General features: G+C 48.0%; 16 protein-coding genes. All 16 read right to left on the reverse strand.

The genetic code is table 11. From position 1 onward, the window contains the following. Positions 1-26 precede the first annotated feature (26 nt). Positions 27-1436, reverse strand: coding sequence for a sulfatase family protein (locus tag QFZ80_RS20625; protein ID WP_307560747.1), 1410 nt, complete (start codon positions 1434-1436; stop codon positions 27-29). After that, a complete protein-coding gene (locus tag QFZ80_RS20630; protein ID WP_307560749.1) occupies positions 1433-2836 on the reverse strand; it encodes a sulfatase family protein in 1404 nt (467 codons plus the stop codon). Before QFZ80_RS20630 ends, QFZ80_RS20625 begins: the two co-directional genes overlap by 4 nt. After that, positions 2833-3372 carry an adenylyl-sulfate kinase gene (cysC, locus tag QFZ80_RS20635; RefSeq protein WP_307554619.1) on the reverse strand — a complete coding sequence of 180 codons (540 nt, stop codon included), beginning with the start codon at positions 3370-3372 and terminating at the stop codon, positions 2833-2835. Before cysC ends, QFZ80_RS20630 begins: the two co-directional genes overlap by 4 nt. 42 nt (positions 3373-3414) lie before the next feature. Further along, complete coding sequence (locus QFZ80_RS20640; RefSeq protein WP_307554617.1) at positions 3415-4410, reverse strand: Gfo/Idh/MocA family protein; 996 nt, start codon at positions 4408-4410, stop codon at positions 3415-3417. Further along, positions 4404-5876, reverse strand: a complete 1473-nt coding sequence (locus tag QFZ80_RS20645; protein ID WP_307554615.1) for a sulfatase family protein — start codon at positions 5874-5876, stop codon at positions 4404-4406. The genes QFZ80_RS20640 and QFZ80_RS20645 overlap by 7 nt, the downstream gene beginning before the upstream one ends. A 30-nt stretch (positions 5877-5906) precedes the next feature. Then, a complete protein-coding gene (locus tag QFZ80_RS20650; RefSeq protein WP_307560751.1) occupies positions 5907-6707 on the reverse strand; it encodes a sugar phosphate isomerase/epimerase family protein in 801 nt (266 codons plus the stop codon). Between the two features lie 52 nt (positions 6708-6759). Then, on the reverse strand, positions 6760-7749 hold the full coding sequence (locus tag QFZ80_RS20655; protein WP_307554611.1) for a Gfo/Idh/MocA family protein: 990 nt from the start codon (positions 7747-7749) through the stop codon (positions 6760-6762). Between the two features lie 40 nt (positions 7750-7789). After that, a complete protein-coding gene (locus QFZ80_RS20660; protein ID WP_307560753.1) occupies positions 7790-8686 on the reverse strand; it encodes an AraC family transcriptional regulator in 897 nt (298 codons plus the stop codon). A 107-nt stretch (positions 8687-8793) separates the two neighbouring features. Next, positions 8794-9561, reverse strand: a complete 768-nt coding sequence (locus QFZ80_RS20665) for a DeoR/GlpR family DNA-binding transcription regulator (RefSeq protein ID WP_307556082.1) — start codon at positions 9559-9561, stop codon at positions 8794-8796. 51 nt (positions 9562-9612) lie between these two features. Further along, the gene (locus QFZ80_RS20670; protein WP_307560755.1) at positions 9613-10434 is read right to left on the reverse strand and encodes a sugar phosphate isomerase/epimerase family protein; all 822 of its coding nucleotides are present in this window, start codon (positions 10432-10434) and stop codon (positions 9613-9615) included. Positions 10435-10461: 27 nt separating this feature from the next. After that, positions 10462-10920, reverse strand: a complete 459-nt coding sequence (locus QFZ80_RS20675; protein ID WP_307554605.1) for a hypothetical protein — start codon at positions 10918-10920, stop codon at positions 10462-10464. Continuing rightward, positions 10904-11302: a hypothetical protein gene (locus QFZ80_RS20680; RefSeq protein WP_307554603.1), complete on the reverse strand. Its 399-nt coding sequence runs from the start codon at positions 11300-11302 to the stop codon at positions 10904-10906. The genes QFZ80_RS20675 and QFZ80_RS20680 overlap by 17 nt, the downstream gene beginning before the upstream one ends. Continuing rightward, positions 11299-12324 (reverse strand): ABC transporter ATP-binding protein, encoded by a 1026-nt coding sequence (locus tag QFZ80_RS20685; RefSeq protein ID WP_307554601.1) that lies wholly within the window; start codon positions 12322-12324, stop codon positions 11299-11301. Before QFZ80_RS20685 ends, QFZ80_RS20680 begins: the two co-directional genes overlap by 4 nt. Then, complete coding sequence (locus QFZ80_RS20690) at positions 12321-13361, reverse strand: ABC transporter ATP-binding protein (RefSeq protein ID WP_307554599.1); 1041 nt, start codon at positions 13359-13361, stop codon at positions 12321-12323. The genes QFZ80_RS20685 and QFZ80_RS20690 overlap by 4 nt, the downstream gene beginning before the upstream one ends. Before the next feature lie 12 nt (positions 13362-13373). Continuing rightward, complete coding sequence (locus QFZ80_RS20695; protein ID WP_307554597.1) at positions 13374-14537, reverse strand: ABC transporter permease; 1164 nt, start codon at positions 14535-14537, stop codon at positions 13374-13376. After that, entirely contained in the window at positions 14534-15532 is a 999-nt protein-coding gene (locus tag QFZ80_RS20700; protein WP_307554595.1) for an ABC transporter permease, read from the reverse strand. Before QFZ80_RS20700 ends, QFZ80_RS20695 begins: the two co-directional genes overlap by 4 nt. Positions 15533-15548: the final 16 nt, after the last annotated feature.

Raw genomic sequence — 15548 nt, forward strand, 5'->3', positions numbered from 1 at the left:
ATTTCTCCTCTAACCGTGTACTTTCATCACTTTTTTCGTCCTTTGATCAATTGATCACGCATCCATGGATTATGTACTAAGCCGTCGTCATCTCGATGCAGAATATCATACAACCGCTTGCGAAGCTCCAGAACAATACTTTTGTTTGCAGGATGCTGAATGACGTTTCGAAGTTCGTACGGGTCGTCGATCATATCGTAGAGTTCATCGACATCCGTAGAATTCCAAACGTATTTCCATTCTTTGCTGCGAATCATTCGCTGTGTGTAGAGCCCAAATTGCCCACCATTGTAAGTCGTGACGACTTCATTCCTCCAATCGGCAGGTTGGGTGCCGCGAAGCAATGGCAATAAGGATTCTCCGTGAAACCGATGATCAGGTGGCGAAGTTGAACAACCGATCTCTAACAGTGTCGGCGGCAGATCCAACAAGGATTGTACGAATTCATCACAGCGTCTGCCAGAGGGGATGACACTTGGCCAACGTATAATGAGGGGAACTTTCACGACATCCTCATACATCACATAGTGTTTATCCAACATCCGATGTCCACCGCACATGTCCCCGTGATCGGATGTGAAAATCACGACCGTATCCTGGCTTTCCCCCAACAAATCTAGCTCCTCTAAAAGTCTGCCTATGGCATCATCCAATTGACTAATGATAGCGTAATAACGGGCGACGATAGGTGCCCAGTCCTCCCAGTCTAAGTTCTCGATCTGCCAATTCCGAAGCTGCTGCTCTTGAATATAAGGCTTATCAGCGAACGTTTCGCTGAAGCTGCCCCACATCGGAATGCTCTCTATGGCATACTTTTCAGCAAATACTGCTGTCGGATGGCACGGCAGATGGGGCTCTTGGAAATTCACTCGAAGATGCCAAGGGGAGCCTCCCTTGGACAACTGCCTCATTAACACTGCTGCCATTTCTCCTGTTCGGTGTGTTCGAGTATCCGCTAGTGGTAGAGGATCCGTTTCTCCGAAGTAACCACTAGTGTAAGCCAGCCCCGGATAAGCCTCCTGCAGCCATGTGCGGTATCTTTCATCACTAGGAACAAACTCGTCATACCCATAACAGGTAGGGTCATTAGTTGGATGAACATCCCACTTTCCGATATAACCATTGCGATAACCCGCCTCCTGTAAGGAGCGAGCCCACGAATAGGCAGTGGGCTCGAGTGCACTTACCTTCAAGCCAAGTTTGAAATTCCAAAGTCCGCCGAAGGCTTCAGCTCGCCTGCCGCATACGAACGATTGTCTTGCTGGGCCGCATACAGGAATTGGGGTGTAGGCACGGTTGAACCACATGCCCCCGGCAGCAAGCCGGTCTATATGTGGCGTTAAGACAGGGGTTAACCCACTATAACCAAGACAATCATACCTTAGCTGATCGACCATAATGATCAGAATATTGGGCCGTTGCGCCAGCTTAGTCAAATCGAATGCCTCCCCTCATGTCGGGCGGCTGCGGACGCTTCATCGAATCGCTCACGCCTTGGATCTTGCATCCATTCCGACCAAGTCAGGCCATACTGCTGTAGTATCTCATGGATTCTATTCCGGAACGGGAGTCCTGCATCCATCTGTGTCAGCATAGGATCTATACGTCCATTTAGCATTTGCGCAACCCACTCATCCAAGCGATAAGCAAGATCATTCGCAATAGGAGCGGAGCTTTCGGCTACATTCCTCACTTCCTCTGGATCGGAGCGCAGATCATATAGCTCTCTATGTGGACGCACAAAAGGCCCAGAGTCTAACGTGCGGATAAATTTATAATTCTTCGTAACCACGCCTCTGCTGGCCTGCCAAGCACATTCACTCAAGTAAACGAAGTCATGCGTCCCATCAGCTTCTCCCCTTAAGCTAGGCCACAAGCTGCGGCCATCCAACGAAGGAGGCGCCTTAATCCCGGCGGCTTCTAATATCGTAGGCATCATGTCCACCTGCTGGACTAACCCTTTGACTCTGCGTCCGGCTGGAATTCGTCTCGGGTATCTCATGATCATCGGGACTTGAACCGTCGTCTCATAGAGACCGCAATGATCCCAATAAATATCATGCTCCGTCAAGCTTTCACCATGATCTCCGAACAAAATCAACAGGGTGTCCTCATATAACCCCTCTGCAATAAGTCGTTCATCAAGCTCGCGCAGACGATCATCGAGATAACGAACTTCCGCATCATACAATGCATTTACATAGGTAGCGTCCGTCACAGGACCTAATAAATCATAATGATGGTGCTTGAAAAAAGGGTAAGCCGCATGATTATATGCGGCTTGCATACTGCGATTCGCAGGATCATACGGATCGCGGCCCTGCTCATAGAACGGTGAAATATAGTTTTCCGGTGGCTGATAAGGCGTATGTGGATCCCAATAATGAAGAAATAGAAAGAAATCTTCCTGCTTATGCTCACGAATCCATTGAAATGCCAATTGATTTATGGTTTTTCCGTCAATGCTGCGCTTCTTGCCTACCGAATTAATGTAATACCGATATCCTCTTGCGAACCATTCCTTCAGTTGATATAAATTATCGACTGCTGCTGTCGTGAACCCATTGTTTTGCATAAGAGACGGGAGCCACGCTTCCTTCTTAGGCAGGTGAGTTAGCGGCGAACCGTGAGCGACAACCCCCGTTCGTAAGCCAACTTTTCCCGTGAAAATGCCGGTGTGGGCCACTTCAGTCGGAATATCAGCCGCATAGGCTCTTTCAAATAACGCTCCTTGGGCGGCTATTTGATCCATGTACGGTGACGTAGGCTTCGCATAACCGTAGCAGCCCAACCGAGTAGCGCGAAGGGTGTCCAAAGAGATGAAGACGATATTCATACAGACTCACCCCGACCTATTTTCGTGGCCATGAAGTCCATGATTAAGGCTACGTTGCTCTCGAGCTCGTCAACATGCGTACGGATCACGATGTCAGGCTGCTCCGGCAACTCATAAGGATCTCCAATGCCCGTAAATTGTGGAATTTCCGCTTTTCTAGCTTTGGCATATAATCCTTTCACATCACGTCGTTCACATTCTTCTAGTGGGCAATCAACGAATATTTCGACATATCCGGGCAGCTCGGCGCGGGCATATTCTCTCATTTCCTCATAGGGGGTAATCGCCGATACAATAACGATAACCCCGTTGCGAGATAACAACTTGCACATATATACAATTCTTCTGATATTTGTGTTACGATCCTCACGACTAAAGCCGAGACCTTGGGATATCGTCTTACGAAGTTCGTCTCCATCCAACAGCTCAACCTTACGGCCGTAAGCGCGTAGTGGTTCAACCAAGGCACAAGCCGTCGTTGATTTTCCTGAACCTGAAAGACCTGTAAACCATAGTACCTCCCCTTGTTCACTCATAACCTTCCTCCTTCGGATCGGTCCATCCGACATGGATGCACATCAGGAAACTTCAATAACTGTACCATTCGCAAGATGAGAACGAATAGCCGCTTCTATTATTTCTTGGACGGCAAGGGCATCCTCACCAGAAGCGGCGACTTGATCAGGGGAAATACCCTCCTTCACTTCTAGAATAAAAGCACCCAGTCGGAGCCGAAACGTATCCTCGAAGCCTCGCATTCCTGTCATGATGGAATTGCGATATACCCGCAGCTCTTCCTGCCTATGAGGATAATAAGTGAGCGATTCATAGACATTATCAAGAACGAACCTCCCTTGGTCGCCTGCCACTTCACAAGCCTCAATAGGATGAACACCAAACATGTCATAGCTGCCCATCAAATGGCCTACTGCACCAGAGGCAAACTCTAAGTTAATGGAAGCCGTTGACCAAACCGAGCGGCTAGGCCCCTTAGTCAGAAATGCTTGAACTCGCCGAACATTTCCGGCAAAATATCGCATGACATCCAACGAATGAGGATGCAGTGCCCGCAAATGTATCCAAGGACTGGATTCATTCGGATTGCCGATGGTGAGCTTCATGTTCACAAAGAGCTGGTGGCCAATGTCGCCTGCAGCGATCCATTCCTTCGCTTTCCTTGCCGCTGGAGTGAACCGATGGTTGAGATTACAACCAAAACGAACTCCCTTTTCCTTTGCAAATTGAACCATTTCTCTCGCTTCTTCCAAGCTGTTCGAAATCGGCTTCTCGACCAGGACGTCTTTTCCGGCAGCAATTGCCTTCATAACAGGCTCTCTATGGTGAGAGCCATTTTCTATCCCGCCGGTAGCGACGCTAACGATATCAATCTGTTCGACTTCCAGCATCGTATCAACATCATAATAAGCCTTCGCTCCAAACTGCGCGGCAACCGAATCCGCAAGTTCCCGGTTCAGATCACAAATCGCGGTCAGTTCAACCTCTGGGTGTTCCTTATAGCAGCGGCAATGAATACGGCCGATGTGATTGACGCCGATAACAGCTACCTTCAGCATGTTGAATCCGCTTCTACTTCTTCAGTGCCTACTTCTGTTTCTGCTTCCGCTTCATATTCGGCTTCGTCAACTGCGTCTTCATCCTTCATTTGCAGTGATTTCGCCGACTTCGGAGAACCAATATGCATGGAATCGAAGGCTTGCTGCGACGATTGAAACGGACCGCAACCGAGTCCATGCCAGTTCACATTTGTGTAGATCGGATTCTCTCGGCCCGTCTCTTTCTCCCGCTTCGCGATATGAGCCTCCAAGCGCTGCATCAGCAAGGCAGCTATGTCTGGCTCTTCATCGACCACATTGTGCAGCTCATCAGGATCACGAATCAGATTATACAGCTCAACCGGCGGCTTGAAATGAAGATCCGGCTCCAGTGCCACGATCAGCTTCCATTCCGGTGTCCGCCAGCCATGCTTACGCATCCACGTGCACTCGGTGATATACATTTCACTTTCGGGTACGCGATCCCGCTCCTCATCCCGAACTAATGGCAATAAGCTGCGGCCATCAAAAGAAATGTCACAATCTAGTCCCAGGAGTTCAACAATGGTCGGCATCACATCTTTGATTTGCGTGGAACTGGACACACGCTTTCCTGCCGGGAGCTTGCCTGGAAATCTCAGAATCAACGGGATACGTAAATTGGTTTCATATAAGCCATGATGATCATAGTAGCAATCATGTTCATTGAGCGTTTCACCATGGTCCGACGTGATGACAACAAGCGTTTCGTCTTCAATCCCCAGCGTGTTAAGCGCCGTAAAAATCGACTGAATGCCCGCATCCATATAAGCTACAGCGCCATCATATTGTGCATCGATATAAGTGCTGTCCGTGCAGCCTTCAGGAAACCAAGAACTGAAATAATCAGCAAATGGCTTAAAGGCATACAGCTCATCCAAAGAATGATTATCGGGATCACACTCATTGCCGTCATAAAACATCCGTTCAAACGGCTTTGGCGGCAAATAGGGGGAATGCGGATCCATATGACGTAGAAAAAGGAAAAATGGCTTCCCCTCTTCCTTAAGACGCTTCATTTCCGGGATGGCGACACGGTTCAAATTATCGGCCTTGGGACTTCGGCCCGTTTCATCAGCGCCCCAGCCTTCGAAATCCAAATAGGTCTGAAATCCCCGCGCGGAAGGATTCCCCGTGAATCCAATGCAAGTTGTATTGTAGCCCTCCTCTTCCAGCAGCTCGGAGAGCATTTTCACATGATCGCCAACGGCACCACCATGCCGCAGAGCAACAACATCGGTCCCGAAACAATCCATTCCCGTGAGCATAGAGGCATACCCCGGCGTTGTTGGGATGCTTGGGGAGAAGTGCTGTTCAAACAACACACCGCCCTGACTATATCGATCAATATGCGGAGTTGTCAGCCTATGATAGCCATAGCCGCTCATATGATCCCTGCGTAAGCTATCTATACCTAACAACAATAAATTCGGCAATTTTGTTGTCATTTAATCAACTCCTTCTTCCTTCATTCTGCTTTATCGCGCCCCAAAAGAACGTAGAACCGCATTCAAGTAGCCGTAACTTTCAGCTGCGACAATCGATACTTGCGCGAGCGAATGACCATTCGCTCCGATGACTTCCAAACAAACCGGCCCCTCATAGCCGTTATCCGTGAGTACTTTGCAATAGCCAATAAGATCAATGTCACCGCGCCCACAGGCCTGCTTGTCGATGGTTCCCGGACCCGCTTGCCTACCGCTGCAATCCCGGATATGAATATGCCGAACGCGTGATATCACGGCTGGCAGTGCGGCTTCAGGATTCTCACCGGCACGATAAATATGACTGGGGTCCATATCGATGCCGAAAGATGGTGCAGCAATCGCTTCTATCGCTATTAACGAGGTTGGGGTGTTATAAATTGAGCCGCCCACGTGAGCTTTAACACACAATGTAACGCCATATTCCCCCGCCAGCTTTGACATCCGGCCCAGCTTTTCAATCGTGAATAATAGATCCTCTTCGACATCCGATTTGCCGCCAGGACCCACATTAACAACCGGAATACCTAATTCAGCAGCCGCTTCGAACGCGAGAGGAAGTCGTGTTTCACTAAGCTCGGCGACTTCCATCGAAAGCAGCTTGAGCCCATGATCCGCGGCAATCTGCTTGATCTCTGCTGCTTGTTCACGCCACCGATCCAACTCAAGATGCTCGCACATGCCTTTGATCGCCGATATTTCAACACCGTCAAACCCGCAAAGCTTGATATGCTGCGCAGCTGTCGCGAAATCAAAATCCTTAAATAACACGGAATTAATACCTATCTGGATCATGTGCTCAACCTCCTAAAAGTTTTCGAAGAAAACTGACATCGTAAGCATAATCCTAAAGTTCAACAATGCTGGATGTTTCGAATGAACGTATGGCTGCCTCGATAATCGTTTGCGCCTTCAGCGCTTCTTCACCCGAACCATTGATTTGATCATAAGGCACCTTCGCATCAAGCTGCTCAATCCAATCGCTGATGCGGCTTTTGAACGTTTCATTGAAATTACGCATACCTCCCAGGTAAGTGTAGCTTTCCGTTGCAATACTGTGGCGGGGATAGAACGTCAACAGCTCGCAAGCATCATCGAGCACAAACCGCCCCTTGGATCCAACAACTTCGCATCGCTCCAAACCGTAGCTTGCCCCAGCATCGTAGCTGCCGACTAGGTTGCCAATTGCACCATTTTCAAACTCCAGCATAACCTGCGCATTGGACCAGATTTTCCTGCCTTCGCCCTTCATCATGAAGGCGGCTACCCGCTTCACGTCCCCACAGAAATATCGAATCACGTCAAATGAGTGCGGATGAAGCGCACGCAGATGAAACCATGGGGACGTTTCTACCGGGTTATTAATCCACATTTTCATATTGATCATATGCAATTGACCAAGACGGCCTTCCTCCACCCATTCTTTGGCGCGAAGGGCTGCCGGTGTAAAACGATGATTCAGATTCACTGCAAAAGGCAGCTGTCTCTCCTTGGCAAGCGCCACCATCCGCTCCCCTTCGTCGATCCGATTGGAAATAGGCTTCTCACCCAGAACAGGAATGTTCGCCGCTAACAGCTCCATCGTTGGCTGGTAGTGCTCGCCGCCATTCTCCTCCCCTTTGGTAGCCATGGAGCAAGCATCCAAATGGATGCCGCTGCTCAGCATATCCTGCACACTGTAAAATGCTCGGCAGCCGTATTTGACCGCTGCCGCATCAGCTTTCTCTTTGATAATGTCACAAACCGCTACAAGCTCTGTCTTGGCATGTTCTTTATACACTTTAGCGTGGATCGTCCCGATATTACCGATTCCGACTACTCCGACTTTTAACGTCATAGCTCATCCCTCCAGTGTCTAGCTAATAATCTCATTCCTTTTACTTATGTAACTCTCGATACTGACCAGGCGAACAACCAACCTTCCGCCGAAATAAATGGGTGAAAAAGGCGGGGTCCTCATAGCCTACACGGTGAGCAATATAAATCACCTTCTCATCACCTTCTGCCAAATACTGTTTGGCACGTTCGATGCGAATTTCGTGAATACGCTCCATCACCGTCTGGTTAGTTTCCTGTTTGAATACCCGATTTAACTGACGGCTGCTGATGTTAAACAGCTCAGACAGAGCTGGAATGGTCATTTTTTTATCAAAATGGCGCTCCAAAAATCCGGTCATCCGACGGACAAGAATCGTATGATTACCTGATCGTTGCGAACCCTTTTTTTCCTTGTTCTTCACATCTGCGTAGCAGCGCGACAACAAAATGAGCAGCTCCAGCATTTGCAGCTTAACGATCGTTAAGTATCCCGGACGGTGCTGCTCCCACTCGGTAATCATCATCTCAAGCAGGGAAAGTACAGGAATGGATGCCAAACCACTCAAATTCAAACGATGATGAAAGCGTTCTCGCGGATTCAAAAAAGGGTGTACATAGTAGTAGTCCATGGACTGTGACACACCTAACTCCTTTAGCAGTGACTCATGAATGAGCTCAGGGGTGAATAAACAATTTATAATCTCGATGTGCTCATCCGGTTTCGTTCGGTAAGTATGAACTTCTCCGGGATTAATAATAAACACATCTCCCCCTTGAATGAGGTACGATTCGCCTTCAAACAAATGCTCTGCTTGGCCGCTGACAAGATAAACAAGTTCAATAAAGTCGTGTGAATGGCTCGACGGGGTATTGTCTTGATCATGAAAACAGCGACCGATGGTGAACGGGATTCGCTTATCATTCATAAATTGACTCTGCCGCAATTGATTGACCATAGGTTCGGTTCCTTTCTCCCTCTATCCTCATCTTAAGGCTTCCTGCTCGTGCTTTCATTGCGGTTTCAGCCATCTTGCATGGGGATTGCGCCATTTTCTCAATGAGATTACTCCTTCTGCAATTGAATGACATTTATGAATTTACGCTGCAGCAGCTGCACGTGATCAGAAGATGTTTGCTCGTCGGTGATGAGATGATGGATTTGATTCCAAGAGCCTATCATTGTAAAAGCCTGCATATCGAATTTACTGTAATCGGCGAGGACGAATACTTGCTCAGCCATGCCGACCATTTTTCTTTTAACCCGAGCTTGCATTTCATTGGATTCACTAACACCCCGCTCCATATGAACACCTTTACAGGAAACAAACGCTTTGTTAACGTGGTATTCATCCAAAGCTTGCTCCGTAAGCGGTCCTACGAAGGAAAGTGAATTAGGCACAAGGATGCCTCCTGTGCTGATGACGCTCACATTTTTCTTCTCACTAAGGACCAGGGCTACTTTCAAAGAGTTGGTAATAACGGTGAGCGGAATATCGGGAAGCTGGGCCGCCATATGCCATGTCGTAGAACTTGCGTCAAGCACGATGCGATCATTCGGTTCCACATATTTGACGGCTTCTACGGAAATACGCTGCTTTTCTTTCACATGAATCGTTTCTCGCAGCTGGTACGACGTCTCCGATGTTTGCTGCTGAAGGCGGATCGCTCCGCCATAGCTGCGCAGCAGGCGCCCTTCGCTCTCCAAGCGATCCAGATCACGTCGGATCGTTTCTTCGGTTACCCGGCACAATTGGCTGAGTTCAGTGACGCGCATACTTCCCCGCTCGTTAACCAGCCGTAGAATGTGCTGAACCCTTTCCGCGACTAGCATCATCAAACACCTCCCTGAGCCTCGAATTTCCGATTTCCGAATGGTGAAAAATTAGCGGGATTGATCAAAAGCAAGCACCCGATCACGAATATCGCAGAAATTCTGGATGTTTACATACTCCAAAATGAACGGAACGCCTTCGGTATGTTCATGATACAAATTCAGCAGCTTAGCCCAATCAATATCGCCGTCTCCGACACAACGACCATAGGTATCATTGACTTTTCGGTCTTTCCCATGGAAATAGGCAAGATGCGGCGCCAAGTAACGGAACATTTCCTCTTCGGAGTTATTGGCAATTAAATTAGCCGGATCCAGCAGCACTTGAACATGCGGGGATCCTACCTGCGCCAGAAAATCAGCCGTTCGTTTCGCACTCGGAACCACGTCCAAGACACATGGCTCAAGCGCAAGCTTGATACCATAATGTCCAGCCCGTTCCCCAAGCCACCTCACTTGAAGCAGTAGTCGCTCGAAATCCTTTTCATAGGACTCCGCTTGTATACCGCGTTTACCCGGAATAAAACCACACTCCGTAGCAACAACCGGCACACTGTTTAAAGCAGCAATTTGCATATGTCGTTCAAAATATGTCAAATTCTCTTCCAACTCAGCGTCATCCGTTTCCAGCAAATTCGTAAAAACACCGATAGATGCAACTTCAACACCATACTTCCGGTACGTTTCTATAATTTCACGGCTTCGCTCATCCGTTAGGTCGCTCAGATCACTCCGCCCATTGTATCGCCAATAGTTGGAATCCGTCTGCGAGAAGCAAAGCTCCGTCCATTTGAATCCGCTACCTGCAAGTAAAGCCGCCACTTCTTCGTTCGTTAATTGCGGAAAGCTGCGTGAAACGACACCTATATCCATTCGTATGGAACCACCTTCACTGGGGATTTATTGGAGGAATTTTTGGCGGCGAGCCGCTTTGGCTGCAAATAGACTGAGACAGAGAGCCGCAGTGCCTTCTATGACCAAAAACAACATCATGTAGGACTCAAATGGAACATGAAGCAGAAAGTGTGAGAGCAAGTTGCACACAAATAAGAGACCCAATTGAATGGCTAGAAGCTTAGCAGTCGCTTGCATAACCTGTTTGCTTATCGCTTTCTTTTTCAAAAAATATTGGCAATAAAACACATAAGCGAGCCAAGCAACACCAAGCATTAAAAATGTGAAATTATCGATGCCCTGCCACGAAGATGATTTGACGTTAAAAAAAGCCAAGCAAGCAAGCAGCAAACTTCGTAACTCGAACCAATTCACAATACCCAGCACAGCGGTGAATAAGGTTAACCCCACAGAAATAAACCCAGCTGCTGTATCCCGTTGTTTCATCTCATGAAAAGGATCCATGCGTCGTCCTGTCCCTCCATTCCCTCTCCACTCTTTGCAACATGCGCAAGGATTGGCTGCGTGCTTCTTCACTTTCAACCAGCGCCGTTCTTCTTACATAAGCCAATAGTTTACTGATTTTGCTCAAATAAAGCTTTCTCGCTGTTTGCTCAATTCGTTTCACTTGCTTGGTATTTCCAAGCGATTGGTATCGAATAATTTGCCGATCATATTTCGCCGACCATGTCTCGGGAATAGCGCCTGTAGCCGTCAGTGTCTCCAAGTCTCGCAGCTTGCTGCCAATCATCTTCTCGAGCAGAACTCGCATATACCAAAGAGATGCCAGCATGATGAGACATAGGCATACAAAGAAGACCAGCAGCAGAAAGGCAATATACGTCATATTGTGGCTGCCCCCCTAAGCTCAAGCTCCCCTGCAAAATGACATGCGGCGAAGTGTCCTTCACCTACCTGTTTCAGCTCCGGGGACTGCATCTTGCATATGTCCTTCGCATAGGAGCATCTTGGATGGAAATAGCACCCCGATGGTGGGTTTGCCGGATTTGCAACCTCTCCGGAGAGGATAATGCGATTGGACTTCTTACGCGGATCCGGTACCGGCTTGGCAGAAAGCAGTGCTTCTGTATACGGATGCTTCGGTGTTGCGAACAAGTCCACCGTCGCTGCGGTCTCCACCATTTTCCCCACATACATGACCCCGACTCGGTTTGAAATATGTTGAATAACGCCTAGGTCATGAGAGATAAACAGATAAGCTAAATGCAGCTTTTCCTGCAAATCCTGCAGCAAATTAATAATTTGCGCCTGCACAGATACATCCAGAGCGGATACGGCCTCATCGCAAACAATGAACTTGGGCTCCGTTGCCAAGGCTCTCGCAATGCCGATACGCTGCCTTTGTCCTCCACTGAAAGCATGTGGATACCGTTCAAGATGCCGACTATTTAAGCCAACCATTTCCATAAGATCAGCAACGCGCTCTTTCAGTTGGGCACCATGAGCCATGCCATTGCAGATTAGAGGTTCAGCAATGATGTTGAGCACCGTCATCCGAGGATTCAGTGAGGAGTAGGGATCTTGAAAGATCAACTGCATATCCCGCCTTATCGCACGTAACTCCTTAGCATCCAGCTGCAAGACATCCTGCATGCTTCCCTGACGATTTCGGAATAAGACGGAGCCCGCTGTCGGTTCAATGGCCCTGAGAATACAGCGTCCAAGCGTCGTCTTCCCACAGCCTGATTCGCCAACCAGGCCGAACGTTTCTCCAGGTCGAATATGGAACTGAACATCATCGACAGCTTTGACGTAGCCAACGTTTTTTTGCAGAAATCCCTTTTTAATCGGAAAATATTTCCGCATATAACGGACATCCAGGATGAGTTCATCGGTTTGAACGCTCATGAGACCACCTCGGCTTCTTTAGTCTCCGCTTCAACCATTAAGCAGCGAACTGCATGATTCTTCTTAACCTGCACAAGAGGGATGTCAGCGACGTTACAAACACCGTCAACAGCCTGCTTACAGCGGGAATAGAAGCCGCATCCCTTAGGCAAATTCATCGGAAATGGAACAGTTCCCTCAATGGACTCCAGCCTTTTATTCGTCCTGCCAATCGCAGGGATGGAGTTCAGCAGTGCTTTGGTATACGGATGCTGCGGATTATGAAATAAGGAGTCCACATCGGTATACTCTACGATTTTGCCTAAGTACATAACCGCGACTTCATCCGACATTTCGGCAATCACCCCAAGATCATGTGTGATGAAAATAATGGAGGTGTCGTGATTGGCCTTCAGATCGTTAATGAGCTGCAGAACCTGCGCTTGGACCGTGACATCCAAGGCGGTTGTCGGTTCATCTGCAATGAGAATCGATGGATTGCAGGACAAGGCCATAGCAATCATAGCCCGCTGCCGCATCCCGCCTGATAGCTGATGAGGATACTCGCTGAGCCGCTGCTCGGGATTCGACATCCCGACCTTCTTCAAGATGTCCACCGCCAGACGGTATGCTTCCTGTTTATCCTCCGTCACATGAAGCAGAATCGCTTCCATGATTTGATTACCAATCGTATGGATGGGGGAGAAAGCCTTCATCGGTTCTTGAAAGATCATAGCGATCTCGTCGCCCCGAATAGTCCGAATTTCCTTACCACGCGGATCAAGCATCGCCAAATCTATGGCTTCATCCTTTAAATCGGCGGTTCTGCCTCGGAACAGCTTGATCTCACCTTTCACTTCACCCGGCTTCGGCACTATGCGAAGCATCGCCTGTGAGGTCACGCTTTTGCCGCAACCGCTTTCCCCAACGATGCCGAGCGTTTTGCCACGCTTAATTTGCAAATCGATTCCGTCCACGGCTTTCAGTACTCCTTCATCCAAATGGAAGTGAACTTTCACATCCTTCAATTCCATGATGACGGTATCTCGTTCTGACATTCACGCCACCTCCTATTTGTAAGGGTCCGCAGCATCCCGCAGTCCGTCTCCAAGGAAATTAAACATTAAAACCGTCATGATAATGAAAGCAGCAGGCCATAGCAGCCATGGATGATGGGCTAGTGTTTGTAAGTTTTGCGCATCCTGCAGCAGCACACCCCAGCTTACAACGGGAGCTTGAAGACCAATACCGAGGAAGCTTAGCGCCGTTTCTCCTAAAATAGTGCCGGGAATGGAAAGCGTGACGTTCACAATGATGTAACTGGCGAATGAGGGCAGTAAATGCTTGCGAATGATGCGGAAATCACCTGCTCCTGCCAGTCTGGCAGCCATCGTGAAGTCTTCCTCGCGGAGGGACAATATTTTTCCCCGAACTACACGGGCAAGTCCTGTCCAGCCAATGATGGAGAAGATGATAATCAAGCCAAAATAAGTTTGCAGCGCTGACCAATCTCTCGGTAAGGCAGCTGTCAGCGCCATCCAAAGCGGTATCGTGGGGATACATATCAGTAAATCTATCGTTCGCTGAATAATTGTATCTGTAACGCCTCCCAAGTAACCGGATATTCCCCCTAGCAATAAACCTAGGAAGAGCGTCACCACAATACCTAACAAACCGAACGACAAGGATATACGTGCTCCGTATATGATCCGTGATAATAGGTCATGCCCCAGCTTATCCGTACCCATCAGAATAAGCGCATCGTTCGGATTCTTCAGTCCAAACAAGTGTCGATCCATGGGAATGAGTCCCCACAGCTTATACGCTTCACCTTTCGTAAAGAAATAAATCTCGTATTTCTTCTGCTGATCTTCGGAAAAGGTACGCTTAAAGGTTTTGGGATCGACCTTCTCTGTCATCCCGTACACGAAAGGCCTTAGCTGAAAGCCCTTGTTCGGATCTACAAAATGAATACTTTGCGGGGCCGCATTCTTATATTCGGTGTACCTAGCTTCTTGCAGCGTGGGCGCCAAAAACTCACAGAAAATCGCTACTAAATAAAAAATCGAAAGTATGATGGCCGAGAATACCGCCATTTTATGCTTAATAAATTTCCACCACATTAATTGCCATTGTGAAGCTACTTCATATTGATTATCAGCACCCATCCTGTTTTGTCTATTGATTTTGGTCCTGCGGAACAACCGGTTCGCAAGCGTAGTCTTGCCACTCATTCTCCAACACCCCCGAAGCGTATTCTAGGGTCGACGAAAGCAAGCAAAATATCCGATAGCAGTGTCCCAATGACCGTCATGACACTAAGAATTAACAGGAAGCTTCCCGTTAAATAAATGTCTTGGAACATTAAGGCTTTGAGGAGCATCGGTCCTGTTGTTTGTAGATTAAGTACAATGGATACAATTGCTTCACCGGAAATAAGTGCCGGTAATGTCCAACCAATGGTAGAGATCAGTGGATTTATGGCTAAGCGAACGGGGTATTTGAACAACAGCTTCCCCTCAGGTACGCCTTTGGCTCTAGCCGTAATCACATACTGCTTCGATAACTCATCCAGCAGCATTCCACGTGTGACCCGGATCAGTGAGGCTGTTCCCGACATCCCAATAACAACAACCGGGATAATGAGTCTGGGCAGCATATTCATGACTTTAGCCATATTCCACGGTGCATCAACAAACTCAGGAGAGAATAGCCCTGTGATGGAAACACCTGTCTGAGCGAAGATGAAATACACGATGATCAATGCAATTAGGAAGCCAGGCATTGCAAGGCCGATAAAACCTATAAAGGTAAACACATAGTCAAGTACCGAATATTGGTGTGTGGCCGAATAAATACCGATCGGAATAGCTATAACCCACACGAATACAAGGCAAATGAGCGATATGATGACTGTCAACGCCAGTCTTGGGCCAATGACATCAGCAACTGGCTGATTCCATTGGAAGGATCGACCTAAATCACCGTGAATCAAAATATTTTTCATCCAGATGATGTACTGAAAAATTAATGATTTATCTAAGCCATATTCCTGTTGAAGGGTAATCACTGTACTCTCTGAAACCTCCGTACCCGCTAACTTCATTTGAGCAATATATTGCGTTAGGAAATCCCCGGGGGGAAGCTGAATAATCACAAAAACAATAATGCTGATAGCGATAAGCAGCGGGATGAGCTGCAGCACACGGTAGGAGATATAATTCAGCATGTGGATCCTCCTTCCA

It is taken from the genome of Paenibacillus sp. V4I7, from assembly GCF_030817275.1.
Lineage (GTDB): Bacteria > Bacillota > Bacilli > Paenibacillales > NBRC-103111 > Paenibacillus_E.

What these genes read in the sequence shown, in the direction of transcription:
- QFZ80_RS20680 (WP_307554603.1), bottom strand. Translation starts at nt 11,302, where the DNA reads ATGACGTATATTGCCTTTCTGCTGCTGGTCTTCTTTGTATGCCTATGT.
- QFZ80_RS20645 (WP_307554615.1), bottom strand. Translation starts at nt 5,876, where the DNA reads ATGACAACAAAATTGCCGAATTTATTGTTGTTAGGTATAGATAGCTTA.
- QFZ80_RS20675 (WP_307554605.1), bottom strand. Translation starts at nt 10,920, where the DNA reads ATGGATCCTTTTCATGAGATGAAACAACGGGATACAGCAGCTGGGTTT.
- QFZ80_RS20630 (WP_307560749.1), bottom strand. Translation starts at nt 2,836, where the DNA reads ATGAATATCGTCTTCATCTCTTTGGACACCCTTCGCGCTACTCGGTTG.
- QFZ80_RS20660 (WP_307560753.1), bottom strand. Translation starts at nt 8,686, where the DNA reads ATGGTCAATCAATTGCGGCAGAGTCAATTTATGAATGATAAGCGAATC.
- QFZ80_RS20695 (WP_307554597.1), bottom strand. Translation starts at nt 14,537, where the DNA reads ATGAGTGGCAAGACTACGCTTGCGAACCGGTTGTTCCGCAGGACCAAA.
- cysC (WP_307554619.1), bottom strand. Translation starts at nt 3,372, where the DNA reads ATGAGTGAACAAGGGGAGGTACTATGGTTTACAGGTCTTTCAGGTTCA.
- QFZ80_RS20700 (WP_307554595.1), bottom strand. Translation starts at nt 15,532, where the DNA reads ATGCTGAATTATATCTCCTACCGTGTGCTGCAGCTCATCCCGCTGCTT.
- QFZ80_RS20640 (WP_307554617.1), bottom strand. Translation starts at nt 4,410, where the DNA reads ATGCTGAAGGTAGCTGTTATCGGCGTCAATCACATCGGCCGTATTCAT.
- QFZ80_RS20690 (WP_307554599.1), bottom strand. Translation starts at nt 13,361, where the DNA reads ATGTCAGAACGAGATACCGTCATCATGGAATTGAAGGATGTGAAAGTT.
- QFZ80_RS20665 (WP_307556082.1), bottom strand. Translation starts at nt 9,561, where the DNA reads ATGCTAGTCGCGGAAAGGGTTCAGCACATTCTACGGCTGGTTAACGAG.
- QFZ80_RS20655 (WP_307554611.1), bottom strand. Translation starts at nt 7,749, where the DNA reads ATGACGTTAAAAGTCGGAGTAGTCGGAATCGGTAATATCGGGACGATC.
- QFZ80_RS20650 (WP_307560751.1), bottom strand. Translation starts at nt 6,707, where the DNA reads ATGATCCAGATAGGTATTAATTCCGTGTTATTTAAGGATTTTGATTTC.
- QFZ80_RS20685 (WP_307554601.1), bottom strand. Translation starts at nt 12,324, where the DNA reads ATGAGCGTTCAAACCGATGAACTCATCCTGGATGTCCGTTATATGCGG.
- QFZ80_RS20670 (WP_307560755.1), bottom strand. Translation starts at nt 10,434, where the DNA reads ATGGATATAGGTGTCGTTTCACGCAGCTTTCCGCAATTAACGAACGAA.